Annotated in this window: 24 protein-coding genes; 8 read left to right on the top strand and 16 right to left on the bottom strand. The window is 34.1% G+C overall.

Going from position 1 to position 21,813, the window contains the following annotated elements; genetic code table 11:
- Positions 1–73 precede the first annotated feature (73 nt).
- The 5 genes from RMN97_RS01245 to mraZ are packed head-to-tail and all read right to left on the bottom strand — an operon-like array spanning position 74 to position 5,242.
- Complete coding sequence (locus RMN97_RS01245) at positions 74–1,537, bottom strand: UDP-N-acetylmuramoyl-L-alanyl-D-glutamate--2,6-diaminopimelate ligase (protein ID WP_309612706.1); 1,464 nt, start codon at positions 1,535–1,537, stop codon at positions 74–76.
- A complete protein-coding gene (locus RMN97_RS01240) occupies positions 1,534–3,543 on the bottom strand; it encodes a penicillin-binding protein (protein WP_309612705.1) in 2,010 nt (669 codons plus the stop codon). The genes RMN97_RS01245 and RMN97_RS01240 overlap by 4 nt, the downstream gene beginning before the upstream one ends.
- Positions 3,534–3,881, bottom strand: a complete 348-nt coding sequence (locus RMN97_RS01235) for an FtsL-like putative cell division protein (RefSeq protein ID WP_309612704.1) — start codon at positions 3,879–3,881, stop codon at positions 3,534–3,536. The genes RMN97_RS01240 and RMN97_RS01235 overlap by 10 nt, the downstream gene beginning before the upstream one ends.
- Positions 3,882–3,885: 4 nt before the next feature.
- Positions 3,886–4,794 (bottom strand): 16S rRNA (cytosine(1402)-N(4))-methyltransferase RsmH, encoded by a 909-nt coding sequence (gene rsmH, locus RMN97_RS01230; protein WP_309612703.1) that lies wholly within the window; start codon positions 4,792–4,794, stop codon positions 3,886–3,888.
- Positions 4,769–5,242: a division/cell wall cluster transcriptional repressor MraZ gene (gene mraZ, locus RMN97_RS01225; protein WP_309612702.1), complete on the bottom strand. Its 474-nt coding sequence runs from the start codon at positions 5,240–5,242 to the stop codon at positions 4,769–4,771. The genes rsmH and mraZ overlap by 26 nt, the downstream gene beginning before the upstream one ends.
- Positions 5,243–5,624: 382 nt before the next feature.
- Here mraZ and RMN97_RS01220 point away from each other — a divergent pair, with 382 nt between their 5' ends.
- From RMN97_RS01220 to RMN97_RS01210, 3 genes are read left to right on the top strand one after another with little or no spacing between them, the layout of a single operon-like run.
- Positions 5,625–6,389, top strand: coding sequence for an alpha/beta hydrolase (locus RMN97_RS01220; protein ID WP_309612701.1), 765 nt, complete (start codon positions 5,625–5,627; stop codon positions 6,387–6,389).
- A gap of 44 nt (positions 6,390–6,433) precedes the next feature.
- Positions 6,434–7,054, top strand: a complete 621-nt coding sequence (yihA, locus tag RMN97_RS01215; RefSeq protein WP_309612700.1) for a ribosome biogenesis GTP-binding protein YihA/YsxC — start codon at positions 6,434–6,436, stop codon at positions 7,052–7,054.
- A 1-nt stretch (position 7,055) separates the two neighbouring features.
- Complete coding sequence (locus RMN97_RS01210) at positions 7,056–7,634, top strand: hypothetical protein (RefSeq protein ID WP_309612699.1); 579 nt, start codon at positions 7,056–7,058, stop codon at positions 7,632–7,634.
- A gap of 1 nt (position 7,635) precedes the next feature.
- Here RMN97_RS01210 and gldC read toward each other — a convergent pair whose 3' ends face one another.
- Both gldC and gldB read right to left on the bottom strand, forming a co-directional pair.
- The gene (gene gldC / locus RMN97_RS01205; protein WP_309612698.1) at positions 7,636–7,971 is read right to left on the bottom strand and encodes a gliding motility protein GldC; all 336 of its coding nucleotides are present in this window, start codon (positions 7,969–7,971) and stop codon (positions 7,636–7,638) included.
- A complete protein-coding gene (gldB, locus tag RMN97_RS01200; RefSeq protein WP_309612697.1) occupies positions 7,964–8,932 on the bottom strand; it encodes a gliding motility lipoprotein GldB in 969 nt (322 codons plus the stop codon). Before gldB ends, gldC begins: the two co-directional genes overlap by 8 nt.
- 91 nt (positions 8,933–9,023) lie before the next feature.
- On the opposite strand from gldB, the gene nadE reads away from it, so the two are divergent.
- A complete protein-coding gene (gene nadE, locus RMN97_RS01195) occupies positions 9,024–9,836 on the top strand; it encodes an NAD(+) synthase (protein ID WP_309612696.1) in 813 nt (270 codons plus the stop codon).
- Positions 9,837–9,913: 77 nt separating this feature from the next.
- Positions 9,914–10,543, top strand: coding sequence for a response regulator transcription factor (locus RMN97_RS01190; RefSeq protein WP_290284289.1), 630 nt, complete (start codon positions 9,914–9,916; stop codon positions 10,541–10,543).
- Between the two features lie 29 nt (positions 10,544–10,572).
- Here the strand turns inward: RMN97_RS01190 and dnaG are convergent, their stop codons facing one another.
- From dnaG to RMN97_RS01165, 5 genes are all read right to left on the bottom strand, one after another.
- Positions 10,573–12,552 (bottom strand): DNA primase, encoded by a 1,980-nt coding sequence (gene dnaG / locus RMN97_RS01185; RefSeq protein WP_309612695.1) that lies wholly within the window; start codon positions 12,550–12,552, stop codon positions 10,573–10,575.
- A gap of 157 nt (positions 12,553–12,709) precedes the next feature.
- Positions 12,710–13,813, bottom strand: a complete 1,104-nt coding sequence (locus RMN97_RS01180; protein WP_309612694.1) for a hypothetical protein — start codon at positions 13,811–13,813, stop codon at positions 12,710–12,712.
- Between the two features lie 33 nt (positions 13,814–13,846).
- Positions 13,847–14,599, bottom strand: a complete 753-nt coding sequence (locus RMN97_RS01175) for a hypothetical protein (RefSeq protein WP_309612693.1) — start codon at positions 14,597–14,599, stop codon at positions 13,847–13,849.
- Entirely contained in the window at positions 14,586–15,146 is a 561-nt protein-coding gene (locus tag RMN97_RS01170; RefSeq protein WP_309612692.1) for an RNA polymerase sigma factor, read from the bottom strand. Before RMN97_RS01170 ends, RMN97_RS01175 begins: the two co-directional genes overlap by 14 nt.
- A gap of 188 nt (positions 15,147–15,334) precedes the next feature.
- Positions 15,335–16,315, bottom strand: a complete 981-nt coding sequence (locus RMN97_RS01165; RefSeq protein ID WP_309612691.1) for a polyprenyl synthetase family protein — start codon at positions 16,313–16,315, stop codon at positions 15,335–15,337.
- A 107-nt stretch (positions 16,316–16,422) separates the two neighbouring features.
- On the opposite strand from RMN97_RS01165, the gene RMN97_RS01160 reads away from it, so the two are divergent.
- Entirely contained in the window at positions 16,423–17,289 is an 867-nt protein-coding gene (locus RMN97_RS01160; protein ID WP_309612690.1) for a hypothetical protein, read from the top strand.
- A gap of 56 nt (positions 17,290–17,345) precedes the next feature.
- Here the strand turns inward: RMN97_RS01160 and rlmN are convergent, their stop codons facing one another.
- On the bottom strand, positions 17,346–18,386 hold the full coding sequence (gene rlmN, locus RMN97_RS01155) for a 23S rRNA (adenine(2503)-C(2))-methyltransferase RlmN (protein WP_309612689.1): 1,041 nt from the start codon (positions 18,384–18,386) through the stop codon (positions 17,346–17,348).
- Positions 18,387–18,458: 72 nt separating this feature from the next.
- Here rlmN and RMN97_RS01150 point away from each other — a divergent pair, with 72 nt between their 5' ends.
- On the top strand, positions 18,459–19,100 hold the full coding sequence (locus RMN97_RS01150; protein ID WP_309612688.1) for an O-methyltransferase: 642 nt from the start codon (positions 18,459–18,461) through the stop codon (positions 19,098–19,100).
- Here the strand turns inward: RMN97_RS01150 and RMN97_RS01145 are convergent.
- The 3 genes from RMN97_RS01145 to RMN97_RS01135 are packed head-to-tail and all read right to left on the bottom strand — an operon-like array spanning position 19,063 to position 20,769.
- Positions 19,063–19,650: a phosphatase PAP2 family protein gene (locus tag RMN97_RS01145; RefSeq protein ID WP_309612687.1), complete on the bottom strand. Its 588-nt coding sequence runs from the start codon at positions 19,648–19,650 to the stop codon at positions 19,063–19,065. The two genes, RMN97_RS01150 and RMN97_RS01145, sit on opposite strands and share 38 nt — an antisense overlap.
- Positions 19,650–19,973 carry a twin-arginine translocase TatA/TatE family subunit gene (locus RMN97_RS01140; protein WP_309612686.1) on the bottom strand — a complete coding sequence of 108 codons (324 nt, stop codon included), beginning with the start codon at positions 19,971–19,973 and terminating at the stop codon, positions 19,650–19,652. The genes RMN97_RS01145 and RMN97_RS01140 overlap by 1 nt, the downstream gene beginning before the upstream one ends.
- A 43-nt stretch (positions 19,974–20,016) precedes the next feature.
- Positions 20,017–20,769, bottom strand: a complete 753-nt coding sequence (locus RMN97_RS01135) for a hypothetical protein (RefSeq protein ID WP_309612685.1) — start codon at positions 20,767–20,769, stop codon at positions 20,017–20,019.
- 91 nt (positions 20,770–20,860) lie between these two features.
- On the opposite strand from RMN97_RS01135, the gene pepE reads away from it, so the two are divergent.
- Entirely contained in the window at positions 20,861–21,559 is a 699-nt protein-coding gene (pepE, locus tag RMN97_RS01130; RefSeq protein ID WP_309612707.1) for a dipeptidase PepE, read from the top strand.
- The last annotated feature ends 254 nt before the right edge of the window (positions 21,560–21,813 follow it).

Below are 21,813 nucleotides of genomic sequence, written 5' to 3'. Positions count from 1 at the left end.
GAAAAACTCCAGCGCCTGGAAAATCAAAATATTTATCTAAGTATTCGAATAAATAGTATAGCATATCCTTTGTTTATTTATTTAGTTGTTCTAAAATTTCTTTTACAATTTGCATGTCATCAAAATCATGACGAACCCCATTTATTTCTTGATAGGTTTCGTGTCCTTTTCCTGCTATTAAAATTATATCCCCTGATTTTGCTAATTGACAAGCGGTTTTTATGGCTTGTTTTCTATCAACAATCGACATGTATTTTTTATAATTCACGGCTGTAATTCCAGCTTCCATTTCGGCAATAATCGTTTCAGGATTTTCCGTTCTTGGATTATCTGATGTAAGAATTGCTTTATCACTCATTTCTGAAGCTATATTTGCCATAATTGGGCGTTTGGTTTTGTCACGATCACCGCCGCAACCTACAATGGTTATGAGTTGTTCGTTGCGAGTACGAATGTCATTTATAGTGCTCAACACGTTTTCTAAAGCATCGGGCGTGTGTGCATAATCGACAATTGCCGTGATGTTTTCCTCGGAAACTATAAACTGAAAACGACCAGAAACACTTTCTAATTCTGACAAGAGTCTTAAAACTTCTAACTTTTCGATTCCTAATTCTATTGCCACTCCGTAAATTGCCAATAAATTATACGCATTGAAAGTTCCAATCAATCGAACCCAAACTTCTTGTTCATTTATTTTTAATAACAATCCGCTTAACTGATTTTCGATAATAATTGCTTTATAATCGGCATACGTTTTTAATGCATAAGACAATTTTCTTGCCTTAGTATTTTGCATCATTACAGCCCCATTTTTATCATCTATATTAGACAGCGCAAATGCGTTTTTAGGTAAATTATCGAAGAATGATTTCTTCACATCGCGATACTCTGCAAATGTTGGGTGGTAATCTAAATGATCGTGAGATAAATTTGTAAAAACACCACCTACAAATTGTAACCCTTCAGTACGTTTTTGATGAATTCCGTGCGAGCTCACTTCCATAAAGCAATATTCAACACCCATTTCGCTCATTTCTGCCAAATAATAATTAATCGTTAATGAATCCGGTGTAGTGTGTGTTGCTTTGTATTCTTTATCATCAACCACTATTTTTACGGTTGAAAGCAAGCCTACTTTGTAACCTGCTTTTTGGAACAATTGATATAATAAGGAAGCTATGGTTGTTTTACCATTCGTTCCGGTAATTCCAACTAATTTTAGATTTTGTGATGGATTTCCATAATAATTCGCTGCTAAAAACGCCAAGGCTGTATTGGTATCTTTTACCTGAATGTAAGTAATACCAGTAACTATGACTTCTGGAAATGAATCACAAACAATTACAATTGCACCAAGATTTATGGCGGTTTCGATAAAATCATGACCGTTAGAAACCGTACCGCGAATGGCAATAAAAACATCATTCTCTACCACTTTTCGCGAATCAAATTCAATTTTATTAATGCACATTTCTGTCGAACCTTTTACAGCTTCGATTGCAACTTTATATAATATGTCTTTTAAAATAATCACGATAATTCGAGAATGATTGTTTTGTTTTTATCTAAAGATTGTCCAGCCGGAATCGATTGTTTTTTTACTTTTCCGATGCCAATAACTTTTACTTTCAGTTTTAAATTCCCCAAAAGAGCCACCGCATCCATTCCGCTCATTCCTTTTAGGTTTGGAATAACTTTGATTCCGGAATTAGATTTGATTTTATACTCATCATAAGCTACTTCCTGTTTGCTGATTTTTTTATTCAGATTTTTGATTTCATTTGTTGATGGCGAATCCGTAAAAATCTTTTGCGCTATACGCTTGAAAACTGGTCCGGCAACATCGGCTCCATAATAATTATTGCCCGAAGTATTTGGTTTATGAACTACAACTATGCAGGAATATTTAGGATTTTCGGCCGGAAAGAACCCAACGAAAGATGAAATATAATGTTTGTCATTTCCTCCGTTTTTCCCATAATTAGCTTGTGCAGTCCCTGTTTTACCCGCCATCGAAAAATCTTTGGAATATAACTTCGAACCAGTTCCTTTTTTTACTACATTTTGCAATACGGCTCTTAACTTCAAAATGGTTTCGTCAGAACAAATCTTCGGATTGATGACTTCTTTGTTGTAGGTTTTGATGGTTTTATTCCATTCTTTTATTTCAGAAACAAATTGAGGTTTTATCATTTCCCCATTGTTTGCGATGGCATTATACAAAGTCAAAGTTTGTAATGGAGTTACTGAAACACCATATCCAAAAGCCATCCATGGCAATGAAATGGCGCTCCAATGTTTGTCTCCTGGCTGCGGAATATATGGTTTGCCTTCTCCCTGAAATGGTAATCCTAAAGGCTTGTTTAAGCCCATTCTGTCAATTCTATCTACAAACTGTTGTGGATTATTTTTGTAATTTTCATAAACTGCTTGCACCATTATGGTATTGGAAGAAACTTCAAAACCTCGTGCCAAAGAAATTTTTCCATATCCGCCTTCGTGAGAATCGCGAACTTTGTTTCCTCTGTAATCAATGATTCCGCCTTTACTGTCATACACTTTGCTGGTGTCAATTTTATTATCATCCAACAACGCAATCATATCAACCAGTTTGAAGGTTGAGCCCGGTTCATGCGATTCTGCTATCGCATAATTTGTCGTTTCAAAATAAGTCGAATCGGTTTCTTTTAATTTTCCGAGATTAGAAATAGCCTTGATTTTTCCAGTTTTGGTTTCCATTACCACAACACAACCGTGTTCTGCTTTGAACTCTTTCAGTTGTTTCAACAAGGCATGGTGTGCAATATCTTGGATGTAAACATCGATAGTGGAAATCACATCATATCCATCTTGCGGATCCACTTCATTCACATCGCGAATAGGTTTCCATTGTCCTTTGGCGATTTTTTGCTTTAAGACTTTGCCGTCTTTTCCGTTTAAATATTTTCTGAATGACCATTCAATTCCTTTACCAACGCGGATTCCGCTTTCGTCAATTCGGTCATAACCAATAGTTCTTTCAGCAATTTTTCCAATTGGATGTTCACGAACGGTTTCCTGCTCTGTAATCATTCCGCCTTTGTTGGCGCCCAAATTAAAAAGTGGAAACCCTTTGATTTTTATGTATTCTGTATAACTTAAATCACGAGCAATTAATAAATACCTGTTTTTATTGGCACGAGCCATTCTAAGTTGAGTGTGATAAAAAGAGCTTGGTTTGCTTAACATTTTTGCCAATGAATCGGCTAATGGTTGTACGTTTTTCTCAAAAGCAACACTTTTTGGAGCCACAGCGTCAAATCGGATATTATAATTTGGAATTGAGGTTGCCAATAAACTTCCGTCAGAAGAATAAATATTTCCTTTATTGGCCGGAATCACAAAGTTTCTTACAGTTCTTTCTTTTGCTAATTTTCTATAGTAATCACCTTCCGACCATTGTATTTTGGTCAACTTGAAAGTAATTGCCATAGTCATCAAGAAGATGCTAAATGCAACTAAATAAATTCGGTAAGAGATATGTTTATCTTCTACTGCCATATTTTTTGAAAGAAATTTTTTTCTACTGGTTTTTTAACTTTTATCTTTTGTGGCGGAACTGACGATGGAAAAATTTGTCTTACTTCCATTTTTTCCGAAACCGTCGATTCCATTTTTAATTTCATTAATTCGGAACGTTTGTCAACAAACTCTGAACGCAATTCTTTTACTTCATTTGTCAATTCTGTGATTCTGAAAACTTTTTGTTCAAATCGGTGTGTATTGCCTATCATTAAGAGTGCTAACAGAAACAAAAACACAATAAAACGCCAGTTTCGTGTAGCATCTTCATTGACTAAAAATCGAGCTTTTAATATGCTGTAAACTCCTTTTTTCATGCTTTTATTTCTTTTCAGCTACTCGCAGCTTTGCACTTCTTGCTCTATTGTTCTCTTTTATTTCTTCTTCGCTTGGAACGATTAACTTTTCAATGCTTTTAAACGGAACTGAAAAATTTCCAAAAAAGTCGCGTTCCGGTTCGCCTTCGAACATTCCGTTTTTGATGAAACGTTTTACCAATCTGTCTTCTAAAGAATGGTATGAAATCACGCTTAATCTTCCTTCAGGTTTCAAAATTTCAAGTGATTGTTCCAAAAACTCTTTTAAAACATCCATTTCCTGATTCACTTCAATTCGGATTGCCTGATAGATTTGGGCTAGGATTTTATTTTTAAATTGTTCCGGTAAAAATCTTGACAAAACGATTTTCAATTCATCTGTGGTGTTAATAGTTTTCTTTTCTCTAGCTTCGATAATCGTTCGGGCTAAAGCCGGAGCTACTTTCAATTCACCATAATCCAAAAACACTCTTTTTAAATTGGCTTCATCATATTCATTAACCACTTTGAAAGCATCCAACTCATTTTTTTTACTCATTCTCATATCTAAATCGGCATCAAAGCGTGTAGAAAAACCTCTTTCCGGAACATCAAACTGATGCGATGAAACTCCTAAATCTGCTAAAATTCCATCAACACTTTTTACTCCGTGAAATCTCAAAAACCGTTTGATATATCTAAAATTTTCAGGTATCAAAGTAAATCTTTCATCTGGTAAGGCGTTTGCAAAAGCATCTTCATCTTGATCAAATCCGAATAGTTTTCCGTTTGGCCCTAATCGTTTCATAATCTCTTTGGAGTGTCCACCACCACCAAAAGTCACATCCACATAAACTCCATCAGGGTTGATATTCAATCCATCAACAGTTTCTTTGAGTAAAACCGGATTATGATATTCCATCGTTGTCATCATTACTATTTCCCATTACATCTTCGGCCAAATTCGCAAACTCATCGTCATCACCAGCAATCGTTTTTTCATATAAATCTTTATCCCAAATCTCTACGATATTAATCGCTGAAGACAACACTATGTCTTTGGAAATTTTGCTAAAGCCAACCAAATCTTTCGGAATTAACAATCTGCCTAAATCATCCACTTCTACCACTTTTACTCCGGCAGTAAATCGACGAATGAAGTCATTATTTTTCTTTACAAAGCGGTTCAATTTGTTGATTTTTTGCATCATCAAATTCCACTCTGACATTGGATATAACTCTAAACAAGGTTGAAAAACGGAACGCTTCAAGACAAAGCCATCTTGCAGAGAGTTAGCAAGTTGCTTTTTGATTGCCGACGGAATCATGAGTCTTCCCTTGGCATCAACTTTACATTCGTATGTACCTATTATGGTGTTCAATTTGGTTTTGTTCTGGTTACCAGCAAAAATATAAAAATAATTACCACAATTTACCACAAAATACCACTTTGTTAATAAGTTTTACCACTTTAATCCCTTTTTGGCGAAAAATGCTCCGAATTTTTTTTGCTCAAAATTTTAACAGATCATTAAGAAATGTTGTAAAACAAAGTGAAAACAATCTGAAAAATAGATTTTGCAACTCTTGGCGGATATCAGTTTGGCTTTAAAATATTTTATTAATTGTTGATAATTAACATATTATTTCATTCGAAAGAGTATTGAGGATTTCTAAATTTTAGTAGTAAATAATCCTTATATAAATGGGTTTTTATCTATAAAATCATATATTTGTTCCCGAGGCAAAACCCAAAAAAGTCACATGGAAGGAAAATTTAAAAAAGAGGGCAGATATTCCTATTTTGAAGCTGGAGAAGGCACGCCAATAGTCGTTTTACACGGGTTAATGGGTGGGTTAAGTAATTTTAATGGTGTCGCTGACTATTTCTCATCCAAAGGCTATAAAATTGTCATTCCTGAATTGCCGATTTATACACAAAACATATTAAAGACCAACGTGAAAGCTTTTGCAAAATATGTAAAAGACTTTATCAATTTTAAAGGTTTTGACCGAGTAATTCTTTTGGGAAATTCTCTTGGCGGACATATTGCATTGTATCATGCCAAAGTGTATCCTGAAAAAGTTGCCGGACTTGTACTTACAGGAAGTTCAGGACTTTACGAAAGTGCTATGGGTGATAGTTATCCGAAACGTGGTGATTACGAATATATCAAGAAAAAAGCGGAAGCGGTTTTTTACGATCCTGCAATTGCGTCAAAAGAAATGGTTGACGAAGTCTTTTCAGTGGTAAATGACAGAATAAAAGTAATTAAAACATTAACGATTGCCAAAAGTGCCATTCGTCATAATATGGCTAAAGATTTACCAAAAATGCACATAAAGACTTGTCTGATTTGGGGTAAAAATGATCAAGTTACACCACCGGAAGTTGCAGAAGAGTTCAAGAAACTGATGCCCAATTCAAAATTATACTGGATTGACAAATGCGGTCACGCAGCTATGATGGAACATCCTGATGAATTTAACCGTTTGTTGCACAAATGGTTGAAAAAAGCACATCTATAAATTAAAAGTCCTTTTTTTGGGACTTTTTATTTTTAAAATAAAACATGAAAATTAATACCGCCGAATTTATTATTAGCAATTCTGATGTAAGCAAATGTCCGTTGGAACGTTTGCCTGAATATGCTTTTATTGGTCGCTCCAATGTTGGAAAATCATCCTTAATCAACATGTTGACCAATCATAAAAATTTGGCAAAAACATCCGGGAAACCAGGGAAAACGCAACTTATAAATCATTTCAAAATCAATTCCAATTGGTTTTTGGTCGATTTACCTGGTTATGGTTATGCCCGAGTTTCCAAAAGAACAAAAGAAGTTTTTCAGGAATTTATTACTGACTATTTTGAGAAAAGAGAACAATTGGTTTGCGCTTTTGTGCTAATCGATATTCGGTTAGAAGCTCAAAAAATCGACTTGGAATTCATCACTTATTTGGGTGAAATTGAAATCCCATTTTGCATTATTTTTACTAAAGCGGATAAAATAAGCAAGGGTAAAATTGAATCAAACATAGCTGCTTACCGCAAAGCCCTATTGGCAAACAACTGGGAAGAAATGCCACAACATTTTGTAACCTCAGCTACCGAAAATACTGGTAGAGAAACCGTTTTGCAATATATTGACGATGTAAATGAAGAAGTTTTTAAAGACTTGAATCAGTTTTAAGATGAAAAGAATAATTGCCTTTTTTGTAGTCATTAGCTTTTTGAGTTGTAACACCAACCATTTTGTTTTATACAACAGTGACCAAACAAATGGATTGGATTTCTCAAAAGGAAAATGGTTAATTGGTGATGTCAATGTCGACGCGCACTTTAAAGATGAATTGACAGCATTAGTTTTTAAGGATTTCAATTCTTATTTAGGAGAAAGAGTAAAACAATCTTCCAGTGAAAGATCTTTATTGATTGCAAATAAAGTTCCAACCCAACCAAGCAAAGTAGAAATTGAAAAACTAAGAATAGGAACTGCTTATGATTACTTCATCAATATCAAGTGCCAAAATACAAGGAATGACATTAGCGATTTTAAATTAATTGAACACGATTACTATCTTAAGCAAATGTCATTTGCCCAGATAATATTAGAAGTTTATGATTTAAAACAAGGCAAAATAGTATATAGCCAAACCGCCAGAGGTAATATTGATGAAAATGCCAGCATTACTTCAAGACCGATGTATAATGTAATTATGGGTTGTTATAAAAAAATCTGGGAGGATATTGATAAGAAATCAATTAAATAGACTACCCTTTCAGTTCCATTTTCTCGGCAAAATAATCGCAGAAATCTTTCATGGTATCTGTCATTTTTTCATCTTGAGTAGCGCGCTGAAACGTATCGGACATAGCAACCAAAGTTTGATGAAAAAATAATTTCATTTCATCAACAGGCATATCCTTAGTCCATAAATCTATACGAAGTGTTTCCTGCACTTTGCTATCCCAAATAGAAAGCATCATCGCTTTTGCTTCTTTTTGTTCTACGCCGCCGTCTTGCGCTGACCAAGTTAACTTTTCAGGAACACGATTTTCATCTAATTCAACTGTGATTTTTATTTCGGAGGTGATACTTTTACTCATCAGTTTTTTTGGGTTTGTATTTTGATTTTTCAAATAGTTCTTTAGCATTCATTTTAAGCATGTCTTGCATACTAATGTCATTATTTTGCATAAACGAACGGACTATCTGCCATCCGATCCATTGCCCAACTCTTCCCGGAGATTCGTTGTCTATCTCTAAATAAAATTTAGAAAAAGGCGCCAGATTTGTAAAGCGTCCCGACAATTTAGAATCGGCGCTATACAGCAATTCTTTTTCAATAAAATATCGCCAAATATAACTCTCGTTTTCTTGACACCACGTAATTTGTCCCGGTAGATAACCAATTTTTTCAGCATCATTATAAGTTGGCAATAACTGATCTTTTAGATACAATTGTTTACCATAATATATCATTTCTCCAAGCAATGTCTTTTCTGTTGGTGGCGGAATTTTACCTAACGAAAAACTCGTCACGATATCGGGCATCATTTGTCTTTCTTCAAAATTTTGCTCTAAATATGATGGGAATTCATAGAATTTATGATTCACACCAAGGTATAATTCCAAAGAAATTACAAGTTTATCATTGGCATAAATTGCCTTATTTTTATAATCCATATCCGCAATTACTGTAAAAACTTTTGGCATTTCGGCATTTGGGAAAAAGTATTTTATATGCTTAAATAAATCCTCAATTTCTATAGTTTGTTGACCAAAGTTGGAATATTTTTTTTGCACTTCCTGATACAATTCGCGCCATTGTGGATTTTGCATTTTTTCTATCCAAACTTTATCAGGAGTTCCTTCGGGGAAGAAAAAAGGATATTCGTCTTTGAGATTATGCAACTCATTTGGTGGTGTTTCAAAAAAAGCTTTATCAAAGCGATATACTTTGAGTGAAACAGGAGGAGTCGCTTCTATTGCCTTTTCTACTTTTGATTTTTTATCACAAGAGACTAAACCAACTAAAAGGATTAATGCAAATATGTATTTTTTCATTTTAAAATTAACGAGTGTTAAACCGATTAAAAACTTCTGATTTTTTACATTTGCAAATATACAGTGCAGTTTCTAAAAATTTTCATAACAAATGGCAAAAAAAAGTACTATTAAGGTAGAGGAAATCACCACCTTTATTGTTACATGGTTGAGGGATTATGCAACAAATGCGAATGCGAATGGTTTTATTGTTGGAATTTCAGGCGGTGTAGACTCGGCTGTGACTTCTACGCTTTGTGCTCAAACGGGTTTAACCACTTTGTGTGTTGAAATGCCAATTCATCAGGACAGCACTCAAGTAAGTCGAGGAAGGGAACATATTGAGCAATTGAAAAAGCGATTTCCGAATGTAAAAAATATTGAAACAGATTTAACATTAGTTTTTGAAACTTTTAAAAAAGAAGTTCCAAGTTCAGATAATGAAGTAAAGCTAAATTTGTCTTTAGCCAATACAAGAGCAAGATTGCGAATGACAACATTGTATTATCTCGCCGGAATTCATGGATTATTGGTTGTCGGAACTGGAAATAAAGTAGAAGATTTTGGTGTTGGTTTTTATACCAAGTATGGCGATGGCGGTGTTGATTTGAGTCCGATTGCGGATTTGATGAAAAGTGATGTTTATGCTTTGGGAGAATATTTAAAAATCCCAGAATCTATTCAAAATGCAGCACCAACAGATGGTTTATTTGGCGACTCAAGAACTGATGAAGATCAACTCGGAGCAAGTTATGACGAATTAGAATGGGCAATGCTTGAGGCTGAAAAGAATGGAGAAAATGAAAATTTCTCTAAAAGAGAAAAAGAAGTTTTTGAAATTTATAAAAAGTTGAATACCGCAAACCGACACAAAATGCAACCTATTCCTGTATGTTTAATACCATTACAATATAAAAATTGTTAAAAAAAATATAACATTTTTACAATATGTTTTCTTACCTTTACAGGTAGTTTTATTAATTTTTATCAAATACCACAATTATGATAAATTTATGTGTCGCGGATAACTTTCCAGTTGTACACTTTGGAATGAAGGCTTATTTTAAGGATCACCCTGAAATAAATGTCGTTTCCAACGTAGGTAATTTTTTTATGGTTCCAGATGCATTAAGAAACAAAGAAATTGACGTCTTAATCATCGATTTAGAGCTTGAAGGATTAAAGAGTATTTATGAAGTCAAGTCAATCATAAAAAATTTTCCAAAAACAAAAGTTATCGTTTTTAGTAGTTTGTCGGAACACATCTATGCACCAAATGCCATAAAAGCAGGTTGCGCAGGTTATGTTCATAAGACATCAAAGCTTGAAAATTTAGGAATTGCCATTGTCAAAGTAAGTCAAGGGCAAATTATTCTTAATGATGAAATCAAGAAAAGTTTGGCATTGATTGCCAAGCAAAACAAATCGGAACGTTTGTATCGCAAACTTTCTAATCGAGAAATCGAAGTGCTTCGTTTTTTAAGCGATGGTAAAAAAAACAATGAGATTGCTAAGATTTTAGCACTTAACGAAAAAACTATTAGTACTTACAAACTTCGTCTGTTGACGAAACTTAATGTGACGAATTTGGTTGACTTAGTTAACAAAGCAAAAACGTTAGAAATCGTTTAAAAACTGAACCTCGCAAGCGCGGGGTTTTTTTATAGATAAGTCGAACGTATTCGCCCTATTTTATTAGTCAAATTAACTTTCAGCTTATTATAATCATTGATGGTTGATTTTAGTTCTTCCAAATCATTTTCTTCTTCATTACTGTAACTGTTCATCAAATCCATAATCAATTTATTGATAAGATATTCCCGAAGTGAAACAATTGTTTCTGAAACATATTGTGACACATTTTGATTTTTAGATTTTACATAAATGTGCTTAGCTTCCCAATTGTGAAGTAATTCTTTTTCTTCCGTCATCAAAATATCAGTAACCATTTGAGAATGTTCAACAGACAACTGCATTAAATACTGCTCAATATTAAATTGCTCATTTTGGTTATAATATGTAATTAAATCACTGTAGATTTCTTTAAACAATGGGTTTGCCAATTCAACCTCATCTTCCTGCAAACTCAAATAGATTCTTTGATAAACCTTATTTGTGCTAGTTTCTTTCTCTTCAATCATTTCGCCTTCTTCATTGGCTTTCAAAATGAAATCTTCAAAATCGGCTTCCTGTGAACCATAAAGCAGCAACATTTCAATAATCTTGCGCTCCAATTCGTATACAATATTGACTTTTTCATGCTGAACAAGTGGTTCATTCTTAACAACCTCAAATGCTTTTTGTTCTTGTTTGAGTTTTTTTCCAGCTTCCGAAATATCTTTTTGAACCAACTGAGCCAAGGTATTTAATAAAACCTGCTCTGAAATATCCATAATTCGAGAACACTCCTGAATATAGATTTCTCTTTTAATTCTATCCGGAATTTTAGAAATACTCACAACCATATCCCGAATCAAATCGGCTTTTTTGATTGGGTCATTATTGGCTTCATTCATCAAAAGCGATGCTTTGAACTGGATAAAATCTTTGGCATTATTTTCTAAATACGAAACTAAATCTTCATACGAATTTTTTCTGGCAAAACTATCCGGATCATCACCATCAGAAAACGTACAAACTTTTACATTCATTCCTTCTTCGAGAATCAAATCAATTCCGCGAACAGAAGCGCGAAGTCCCGCTGCGTCACCATCAAAAAGAACGGTGATGTTTTTGGTCAATCGGTTGATTAATCGAATTTGGTCCGGAGTTAAAGCCGTTCCTGATGAAGCTACCACATTTTCAATTCCGGCTTGATGCAGCTGAATTACATCAGTATAACCTTCAACTAAATAGCAATTGTTTTGTTTGGCTATCGCTTGTTTAGCGTGAAAAATTCCGTAAAGCACTTTACTTTTATGGTAAATTTCACTTTCGGGAGAATTGAGATATTTAGCAGCTTTTTTATCATTGTTTAAAATCCTTCCGCCAAAACCTAAATTTCGTCCGGACAAACTTTGAATTGGAAACATTACTCTTCCTTTAAAACGATCAAAATGCTTTCCATCTTCTCTAAGAATAGTCAGCCCAACTTTTTCAAGATAATCCAATTGATATCCTTTTGCCAATGCTTCTTTGGTAAACGCATCCCAAGTTTCGGGTGAATATCCTAAACCAAATTTCGCAATGGTTTCGTTGGTAAAACCCCTTTCTTTGAAGTAGGACAAACCAATAGCTTTTCCTTCTTCGGAATTTAAAAGTATATCTTGAAAATACGTTTTGGCAAATTCAGAAACCAAATACATGCTTTCTTTTTCATTGGCTTCTATTTTATCTTCCTGAGAAACTTCGGTTTCTTCAATTTCGATATTGTATTTGTTGGCCAAAAAACGAATTGCTTCGGGATACGTAAAATGTTCGTGTTCCATAAGGAAAGTAACCACACTTCCTCCTTTTCCCGAACTAAAATCTTTCCAAATTTGCTTCACAGGAGAAACCATGAACGATGGTGAACGCTCATCCGAAAACGGACTCAATCCTTTGTAATTGCTGCCGGCACGTTTGAGTTGGACAAAATCACCGATGACTTCTTCCACACGTGCGGTTTCAAAAACTTTATCTATGGTTTCACGGGTAATCAAAATTAGATTTTTAGATTTTTAGATTTTTAGAAATCCAAAAAATGATTGAGGGTAAATTTACACATTCGTAATTTAAAATTTAAAATTTAAAATAAAAAAAAGATGCTCCATCGCTGAAACATCTTTTCGAAGTATAAACTAACCTAAAAAAATTATTTTAATTCAAGTCAAAACGAACACCTAATGATATGTTGTTTTGTTTAACAGCATTGTCTTTAAACAGTGGATTTAAATCATATTTAAGATATAAACTTGTTGCGCCATAACCAAGATATGTACTCACACCGTATATAAAATCATTGACATTAAATCCACCTTTTTCTTTGACTGTTACATCGTGTCCTTCGTCGCTGAATTTTAAAATCTGTTTTGATTTTACTCTGAATCCTGCATATCCGCCTATTCCAAAACGAACGCCTTCATGAGTTCGGAATATTATTTTCCCTTCAGCATTCTTTTTTGCTTTTGTAAAATCAAATTCTAAATGAACCGGTGCTGTTACATACACATTTCTGAAACGAGAATCCTTAAGATTTACAGCACTTGTCTCTAGATTGGTTTGGTCACCATTTACTACAAATAATCGATTGCCGGTTGGACGAAGATTATTATACATGACTGAAAATCCGTATTTCAAATGCAATAAATTATCATTTTTGAAAAGTCTGGTATTAGAAGTAAAACCCCACTCGTAGAAATGTGAACCCCAATATCTATAATCAGAGTGCGCAACAGCCTTATCAGTAACCAAGTTATTTACACCCGCTGCAAATACAAATTGTGTAGTCGTTCTTCTTTCACCATTTTTTTTTCTTTTATTGTATTTTCTTCTAATTCCGTTGACATCAATATAAGTACTGTCTATCACTTTATATGTTATTTTATATTTCTTACCAGTTAGTACAATGCTATCCCTTTCATTAGGATTGCTTTCTGAACTTAAAATCTTTCCGTTTACTTTTTGCTGCACTAATTCTTTTAGTTCTTCGTGAGAAACAGCTACTTTGTTTTCAATTATAAGCGCACGTGCTTCGGCTAATTTTTTCTTTTTAACATCTGCTTCTGCTTTGGTAATGGTTCCGCTTTCGAATTGTTTATTAACTTCTTCAAGCTCAATTTTCAATGCTTCTTTTTCGTCTTTTGTGATTTTTTCGATCTTATCGGCAATTTGTCTTGCTTTTGATTCGAAGGTTTCCTGCGCAACAACTTTCCCTGCAAATAGGCATGCCGCTAGTGCTAAATAAATTGTAAAATTTCTCATGATGTTTGATTTAAATTTGATTAATGATTTTTGTTATTCGTTATTTCTGTTGGCCAAAGCCACTTTAAGTTCCTTGTAGTTTTTTGTTAATCTATTGATTGTTTTTTCACGGAAAGTCATTTCTACCTCACCATCAGCATGAGATAATAAAGTGTTGGAATCAACATTAATTTTATCCGTTTTTGATTTGGTTTGTGCTTTACTTGAATTTTCAGTCGAAGCTAATAAAGCATCTACATCAACGTATGTTACTTTATTCTGAACAACTTTTGGCGTTGTTAAAATAACTCTCGGTAATTCTTTTAAAGCAACATCTGAACTGTTTTGATATTCAATTTCTTTGTCACGATTGATAAGTGGATTTTGATTAATTGATTGCTGATTTTTGATTGCTGATTTTTGATTATTGATTGAAACTCGTTGATTATTGGTTGGGGGTTGTCGGTTGTCGGTTGTCGATTGATTTGAAACAACTTCCTGATTTTGTTCTATAGTTGGAGTTATCAATTGGTTAACTGATTTTTTTATTGTATCCTTAGTTTCTAAAGTAACTATATTATCTTTAGATTGAATTTCAGTGCCATTTTGTGTGAAGAAATACATACCAACAGTTAGCAAAACCGTGATGCTTGCAGCAATGAACAAAAAGCCAAAAGGTCGTCTTGTTTTTTTTTCTTCAGCTACCGAAAGCATAGCATCTAATCTGTCCCAAGCGGGAGCTGAAGGTTGAATTTCTCTCGAATCCAACTTTTCTCTTATCTGAATTTCTAATTTATTCGGTCCCATTGTCGTAATTTTTTAGTTTTTTAACATTCTCTTGCAACATTCTTCGAGCGTGTGATAATTGCGATTTTGATGTGCCTTCATTTATTCCGAGCATGGCTGAGATTTCCTGATGTTTAAATCCTTCGATGCAATAGAGGTTGAAAACCATTCTGTAACCATCGGGCAAATTGTCAATCAAAAACTGAATGTCTTCTACCGAAAATTGGCTTTCAATATTGTTATAACGCTCTTCAACATAATTCTCATCTTCAATGAACTTTACCTTTTTCTGAACTCTGATAAAAGAAATGCATTCGTTAATCATGATTCTTCTTATCCAACCTTCAAAACTTCCTTTATGTTCAAAATGTTGAAGATTGGTAAACACTTTCATAAAAGCGGTAATCATAATATCTTCTGCTTGCTGCAAATCTTTTATGTATTGACGGCAAACGCTTAACATTTTTGGAGAAAATTTAGAATATAATTTATGTTGTGCATGACGATTATTTTCGACAGCCAATAAGATTAATTCCTTTTCTTCTTGATGTAAATTGATTACTTTCATTTAAAAAAATTCAATTACAATGGCAATCACAATTTTCAATATTTAACATTGCTATTGATTTTTGATATTGATATTGATATTGGTTAGTGTTCTATTAGCATAGACGAGGATGGTTAAAAAATAGTTGCATGATGATTTAAAAAAAAATAAAATGTCAGTAAAATCAATGCTTTACGAGTGAAAATAATTTATTTTTTTCTTTCAATAACGTAATTTACCATAAGCGAAAGCGAGTCTCTATAGTCGGACTGGGGGAATTTTTCTAGAATTTGAAGTGCTTCTTGTTGGAATGCTACCATTTTTTGTTCGGCATAATACAAACCGTTTTTGTCTTTTACAAATTGGATAACTTCTTTAACTCGTTTTTTATCTTTATTATGATTCTTAATCGAATTAATACACCAGCTTTTTTCTTTGGGTGTGCAATTATTCAAAGCATAAATCAAAGGCAAAGTCATTTTTTGTTCTTTGATATCAATTCCGGTTGGTTTTCCAATAGCATCATCAGTATAATCAAACAAATCGTCTTTGATTTGAAATGCCATTCCGATGAGTTCACCAAATTTTCGCATGGCTTCGACATGAGTTTTATTTTCAGAAACCGATTTGGCACCAAGTGCACAACAAGAAGCAATTAATGTGGCTGTTTTTTTTCGGATGATTTCATAATAGACTTCTTCAACAATATCCAATCGGCGAGCTTTTTCTATTTGAAGTAATTCGCCTTCGCTCATTTCACGCACGGCAACCGAAATTATTCGGAGCAAATCAAAATCGCCATTATCAATGGAAAGCAATAATCCTTTCGACAGTAGATAATCACCAACAAGAACCGCAATTTTATTTTTCCACAAAGCATTGATAGAGAAAAATCCGCGCCGACGATTACTATCATCAACTACATCATCATGAACCAATGTTGCTGTGTGAATTAATTCGATTACGCTGGCGCCACGATAGGTTCTTTCATTGACTTCATCCTTTTCGGAAAGCATTTTGGCAACCAAAAAAACAAACATTGGTCGCATTTGTTTTCCTTTTCGGTTTACGATATAATAGGTTATTCTATTAAGTAAGGCAATTTTGGAAGTCATCGATTCATAGAACTTTTTTTCGAAAAGTTCCATTTCCACTTGAATGGGTTTTTTTATTTGTGAAGTAACGTTCATCGCTTTCAAAGATACAATAATGCAGTCGTTTGGAAAATTTTTTTACTTTTGATTAAACCTTTTATAAAAAACTAACTCTTACAAAACAAAACTTAAAAAATAGATATATGAAAACAACAAAATTTATTCTAGGACTGGCATTAGCTTTTTCTATTTTTAGTTGTAGCAAAGATGATAATAATGGAAGTCCCATTAGTGCCGCAGATGCTGCAACAAATGCAAAATTAGATATCATGAATGATGATGTTTCTAAAATTGTAGAAGATCAATTAACAACTTCAGACGGAATTTCAGGAAAAACTAATCTAACTACTCAAGATGTAGCTACCTATTTACCACCATGTGCTACAGTAACACGAGTTCCTGCTTTTGGTACCGTAATTACTCCGGGAACTTTAATTACAAAAACCATCGACTTTGGAACAACGGGTTGTCCACTTCCAAACGGAAATGTTTTAAGAGGTGTAATTGTAATCTCTTTTACATTTCAACCTGACGCAACATCGCATACTATAACGTATACGTTCCAAGATTTCTATCACAATGCCATAAAATTTAATGGCACCAAAACTTTCACTCGAGTTATGGCAACTAGCACAATAAATCCAAATATTCATCCAATAGTTACTATGAACATGGATATGACTGCAACTTTGCCTAATGGCGATATCGTAACACGTGTTGGACAAAGAGTTAGAGAAATTATTGAAGGATATTCAACCGCAATTTGGTTGGATAATATTTATCAGATTACAGGAGAATGGACAACAACTTTCCCAAATGGTGGAGTGCAAACAAGTACAATTACAACTCCATTAAGAATTAGAATGAACTGTCCAAATATTGTTAGAGGTGTTATCACAATTGTACGAAATGGCAATACCGCAACGCTTGATTATGGCGATGGAGAATGTGATAATCTTGCAATTTTTACTGTAAATGGGGTTGCTAATACAATTACATTAGGAAACTAAAATAGCTTTTCATCTTACTAAAAAGTGCCAAATTTTAATAAAATTTGGCACTTTTTTTATGACTTATTGGCTAACTGACCACAAGCGGCATCAATGTCTTTTCCACGACTTCGGCGAACTTTAGCTACGACATCATTTTTTGCCAACGCTTTGATGTAATTATCAATTGCTTCGTCTGACGCCTGCTTGAACTCGCCATCATCAATTGGGTTGTATTCAATTAAATTGACTTTACAGGGAACATATTTACAAAATTTAACCAAGGCGTCAATTGAAGCTTTATCATCATTAATGCCTTTCCAAACCACATATTCATAAGTTACTTTACTTTTGGTTTTTTGATACCAATATTGCAAAGCTTCTTTCAATTCGGGCAACTGAAAGTTTTTGGTAAACGGCATGATGTGATTTCGTGTTTCTTCAATAGCGGAATGCAATGAAACGGCCAACTTGAATTTCACCTCATCATCTGCCATTTTTTTTATCTTTTTTGAAACTCCCGAAGTAGAAACCGTTATCCGTTTTGGCGACATTCCTAAACCTTCTTCTGAAGTAATCATATTTATTGCTTTGATAACATTGTTGTAATTCATCAACGGCTCTCCCATTCCCATAAAAACAATGTTAGAAAGCGGTCGGTTATAATACAAACGACTTTCTCTGTCAATGGCTACAACTTGGTCATAGATTTCTCCCGGTTCCAGATTTCGCATTCTTTTTAAACGCGCTGTGGCACAAAAATTACAATCCAAACTACAACCAACTTGGCTCGAGACACAAGCGGTTGTCCTAGTTTCTGTCGGAATCAAAACGCTTTCCACAATCAAACCATCATGAAGTCGGACCGCATTTTTCACCGTTCCGTCTTCACTGCGCTGCATGGTATCTACTTTGATATGATTTATCACAAAGTTGTTTTCGAGCATGATTCGCGTTTCTTTTGAAACATTGGTCATGTCTTCAAAATTGTGTGACGCTTTACTCCAAAGCCATTCATAAACCTGATTGCCTCGAAATGCTTTGTCACCATTGGCCACAAAAAAATCGCGCAATTGTTCTTTGGTTAAGCTTCGGATGTCTTTTTTCTCGATTTCCATGGCGCAAAGGTAAATATAAAGTTGAGAAAGTAATTTTGGAATTTGTAAATTTGAAATTTGAAATTTACACTTATGCATTTCCTTTCCGAAGAATTAGACAATTATGTTACCCTTCATTCGCAAGACGAACCTGAATTATTGGTGCAATTGAATAAAGAAACACATCAAAAAATACTGCAGCCGAGAATGTTAAGCGGACATTTTCAAGGCAGAGTTTTGAGTATGCTTTCTAAAATCATTCATCCAACAAACATTCTCGAAGTTGGAACGTATACAGGTTACGCCACACTTTGCTTAGCAGAAGGTTTATCAGAAAACGGCACGATTGACACTTTAGACAACGAAGAAGAGTTATTCGATTTTCAAAGGAAATATTTCGATAAAACCATTTGGGCAAAACAAATCACACAACATTTAGGTGATGCTATAGATATTATCCCGACGCTAACAAAAAAATACGATTTGGTTTTTATTGATGCCGATAAAGAAAACTATATTAATTATTTCCATTTGATTGTTCCGATAATGAACAAAGGTGGAATCATACTTTCGGACAACGTTTTGTGGAGCGGAAAAGTTTTGGAAGAAATAAAACCAAACGACATTACGACCAAAATTCTACTGGAATACAATCAATTATTGAAAGACGATCCAAGAGTAGAGACTGTTTTGCTTCCTATTCGTGATGGTTTGACTCTCTCACGCGTACTCTAGTTTTTAGAATGTGTTTCCGATACAGTTTGTAACAAATAAATCCGAATGTTGCGCCAAAAACATAACCCGTTACAATATCTGAAGGGAAATGCAACCCAAGATAAATTCGGCTGTAAGCAAAAATAAAAGGAAATAAAAATAGCAAATATGCGTGTTTGTAAAATTTCTTTAGAATCATAAATGTGAAAACCGTTGTCGCCATTGAGTTGATTGCATGACCAGAAAAGAAACTAAACGACGGACTTGTTTTTACTATCCGAATAATGTGGTTCACCGTTTGGTCATTACAAGGTCGTAAACGATGAAAATACCATTTGAAGAGATTTGCCGTTTGGTCGCAAAGCAATATTAAAAGCGCTGTAAAAAGAATGTAATAGCCAAAATTTTTCCACCCAAGTTTTTTTCGTAAAAGATAAAAAATAAGTAAAAATAATGGAACCCAATAAGCTTGCTTTGTAATTATCAGCCACAAACCATCAAATGTTGGAGAACCTAATCCGTTTAAGAAAATCAGAAGTTCTTTATCAAATTGAAGGATTTTTTCCAGCACTATAATTGTCTTTTTATTGGTCCGGTTAAATCCTCAATTTCTTTTTTTGTTTTGGTAACTTCAAGTGGGATATTCGAATCTAAATTTGATTTGACTTTTTCTACCTCATCGGTAAACGTTGAAGTCAATTGTTTCATAGAAGTGTCAATTCCATTAGCTTCTGCACCTTTTTGCATTTCACTTTTTATTTCGTTTGTAGCATTTTTTAATTGTGCCATTCCTTTCCCAATTGCTCTTGCTATTTCTGGAATTTTATCTGAACCAAAAAGCATTAAGACAATTAAAATAATAAGGATTAATTCGCCACCACCAATTCCAAACATAATTTCTAAATTTAATGAATTACAAAGTTACTGAAATTGCTATTTAGTTTTTTAAAATTTCCAAATATTTAGTCGCTAAATCCGAGAAGATAAAACGAGCCATCATTTTATTTTTTGAGTTCAGTGCACTCGCCAATTTTTGATCTTCAACGGCATAATACCAAAACCCTCTGAGATACTCTTTTGGGATTTTCAGGTTTTCTAAAAAATAGTCCTCTTTGAAGAGATATTCTATTTTTTGCAATAGTTTTTCTTTTTTCTCCACTGCTAATTCTTTCTTCAACATGGCTGTTCGTCCGCTAATTGAATTTATCAATCCATCAACAGGCATTCCTCCAAACGGAATTAATAATGGGCTATACCAGTGAAACTCTTCGGCTGCTCTTAATTTTCGTTCTGCTGGTGTATATACTTTAGCAGGCTTTTGCAATATTCCCAATGAAACAGCGTTGATGTTTGGATATTGCTTAATTTCAACTTCATCCAGCGGATTAACTTTTGCCTCTAAACTTATCACAAAAAGTTGTTTGACTATATCATTTTCAGTAATTACGGCTTTTTTGGTTACTACCTGCAAACCCGAAAATTGCAAGGTGTCGCCCACTTTAACAAACATTGAAAAGTTACCTTTATTATCTGTTATCGTGGTTGATTCCGAACGCAAATTAGCCACATAAACGTCATTCAGTTCTTTGATTTGGGAAGTTATTTTTCCTTTTAACAGAGTTAACGCTGGTGTTTGAGCAAAAGTGGGAACAAAAAATAAAAATATAATTATACTTTTAAATAACTTCATTATTCTAATTTTACGATGTAAAAATATCCTTTAGATTACTAAAAGTAGATAATCTTTTGTTAAACTTAAATACAGTCTTGTGAGTAAAAAAATGATCATCGCTAGTACATCCACCATTCATACTGGAAACTATCTGGAATACCTTTTGCCAACATTAGAGATTCTCTTTAATCAGTGTGCCGAAATAATTTTCATTCCCTATGCTCGCCCTGGAGGGATTTCTCATGATGATTATACAAATACGGTTCGTTCGGCTTTCGCCAAAATAAATAAAACCGTAAAAGGATTACACGAATTTGCTAATCCGACGGAAGCTATTCAAAATGCGCAGGGAATTTTCACTGGCGGTGGAAATACTTTTTTGTTGGTAACGCAATTATATGAAAACAAGGTAATGGAAGTTTTGGCAAAAGTTGTCGAAAGCGGAACGCCTTATCTTGGTTCAAGTGCCGGAAGTAATATCACCGGATTAACGATGCAAACCACAAATGACATGCCCATCATTTATCCGCCAAGTTTTAAAACCTTGGGATTAATTCCTTTTAATTTGAATCCACATTATCTTGATGCTGATTTGCAGAGCAAACATATGGGTGAAACACGGGAAACCAGAATTAAAGAATTCCATGCTTTTAATGATACGCCCGTTTTAGGATTACGTGAAGGTAGCTGGCTGGAAGTGATTGGCTCAACCATTTTATTGAAAGGTGATTTGACCGCTCGATTGTTCAGACAGAATAAAGCTCCGGAAGAATTGGAATCTGAAACGGATTTATCCTGGATAAAGTAAAACCGCGTTAGCGATTGTAACGGTATCCTTTTTATTGTTTTGTAAAAATGCCCCTCGACTGCGCTCAGGGTGACAAACAATAAAAAGATATAGTGGAAAGCGCGGCCGAAGGCAATGCCATAAGATAAAATAAAAAAAGTCCCAAACTTATGTTTGAGACTTTTGGAGCGGAAGACGAGGCTCGAACTCGCGACAACCAGCTTGGAAGGCTAAAAAATAGGAATTTTATTATACTTACATTCAAATAATTACGT

The organism is Flavobacterium sp. (assembly GCF_031381455.1).
Classification (GTDB): domain Bacteria; phylum Bacteroidota; class Bacteroidia; order Flavobacteriales; family Flavobacteriaceae; genus Flavobacterium.
This window is presented reverse-complemented; position numbering and strand designations above follow the sequence as displayed.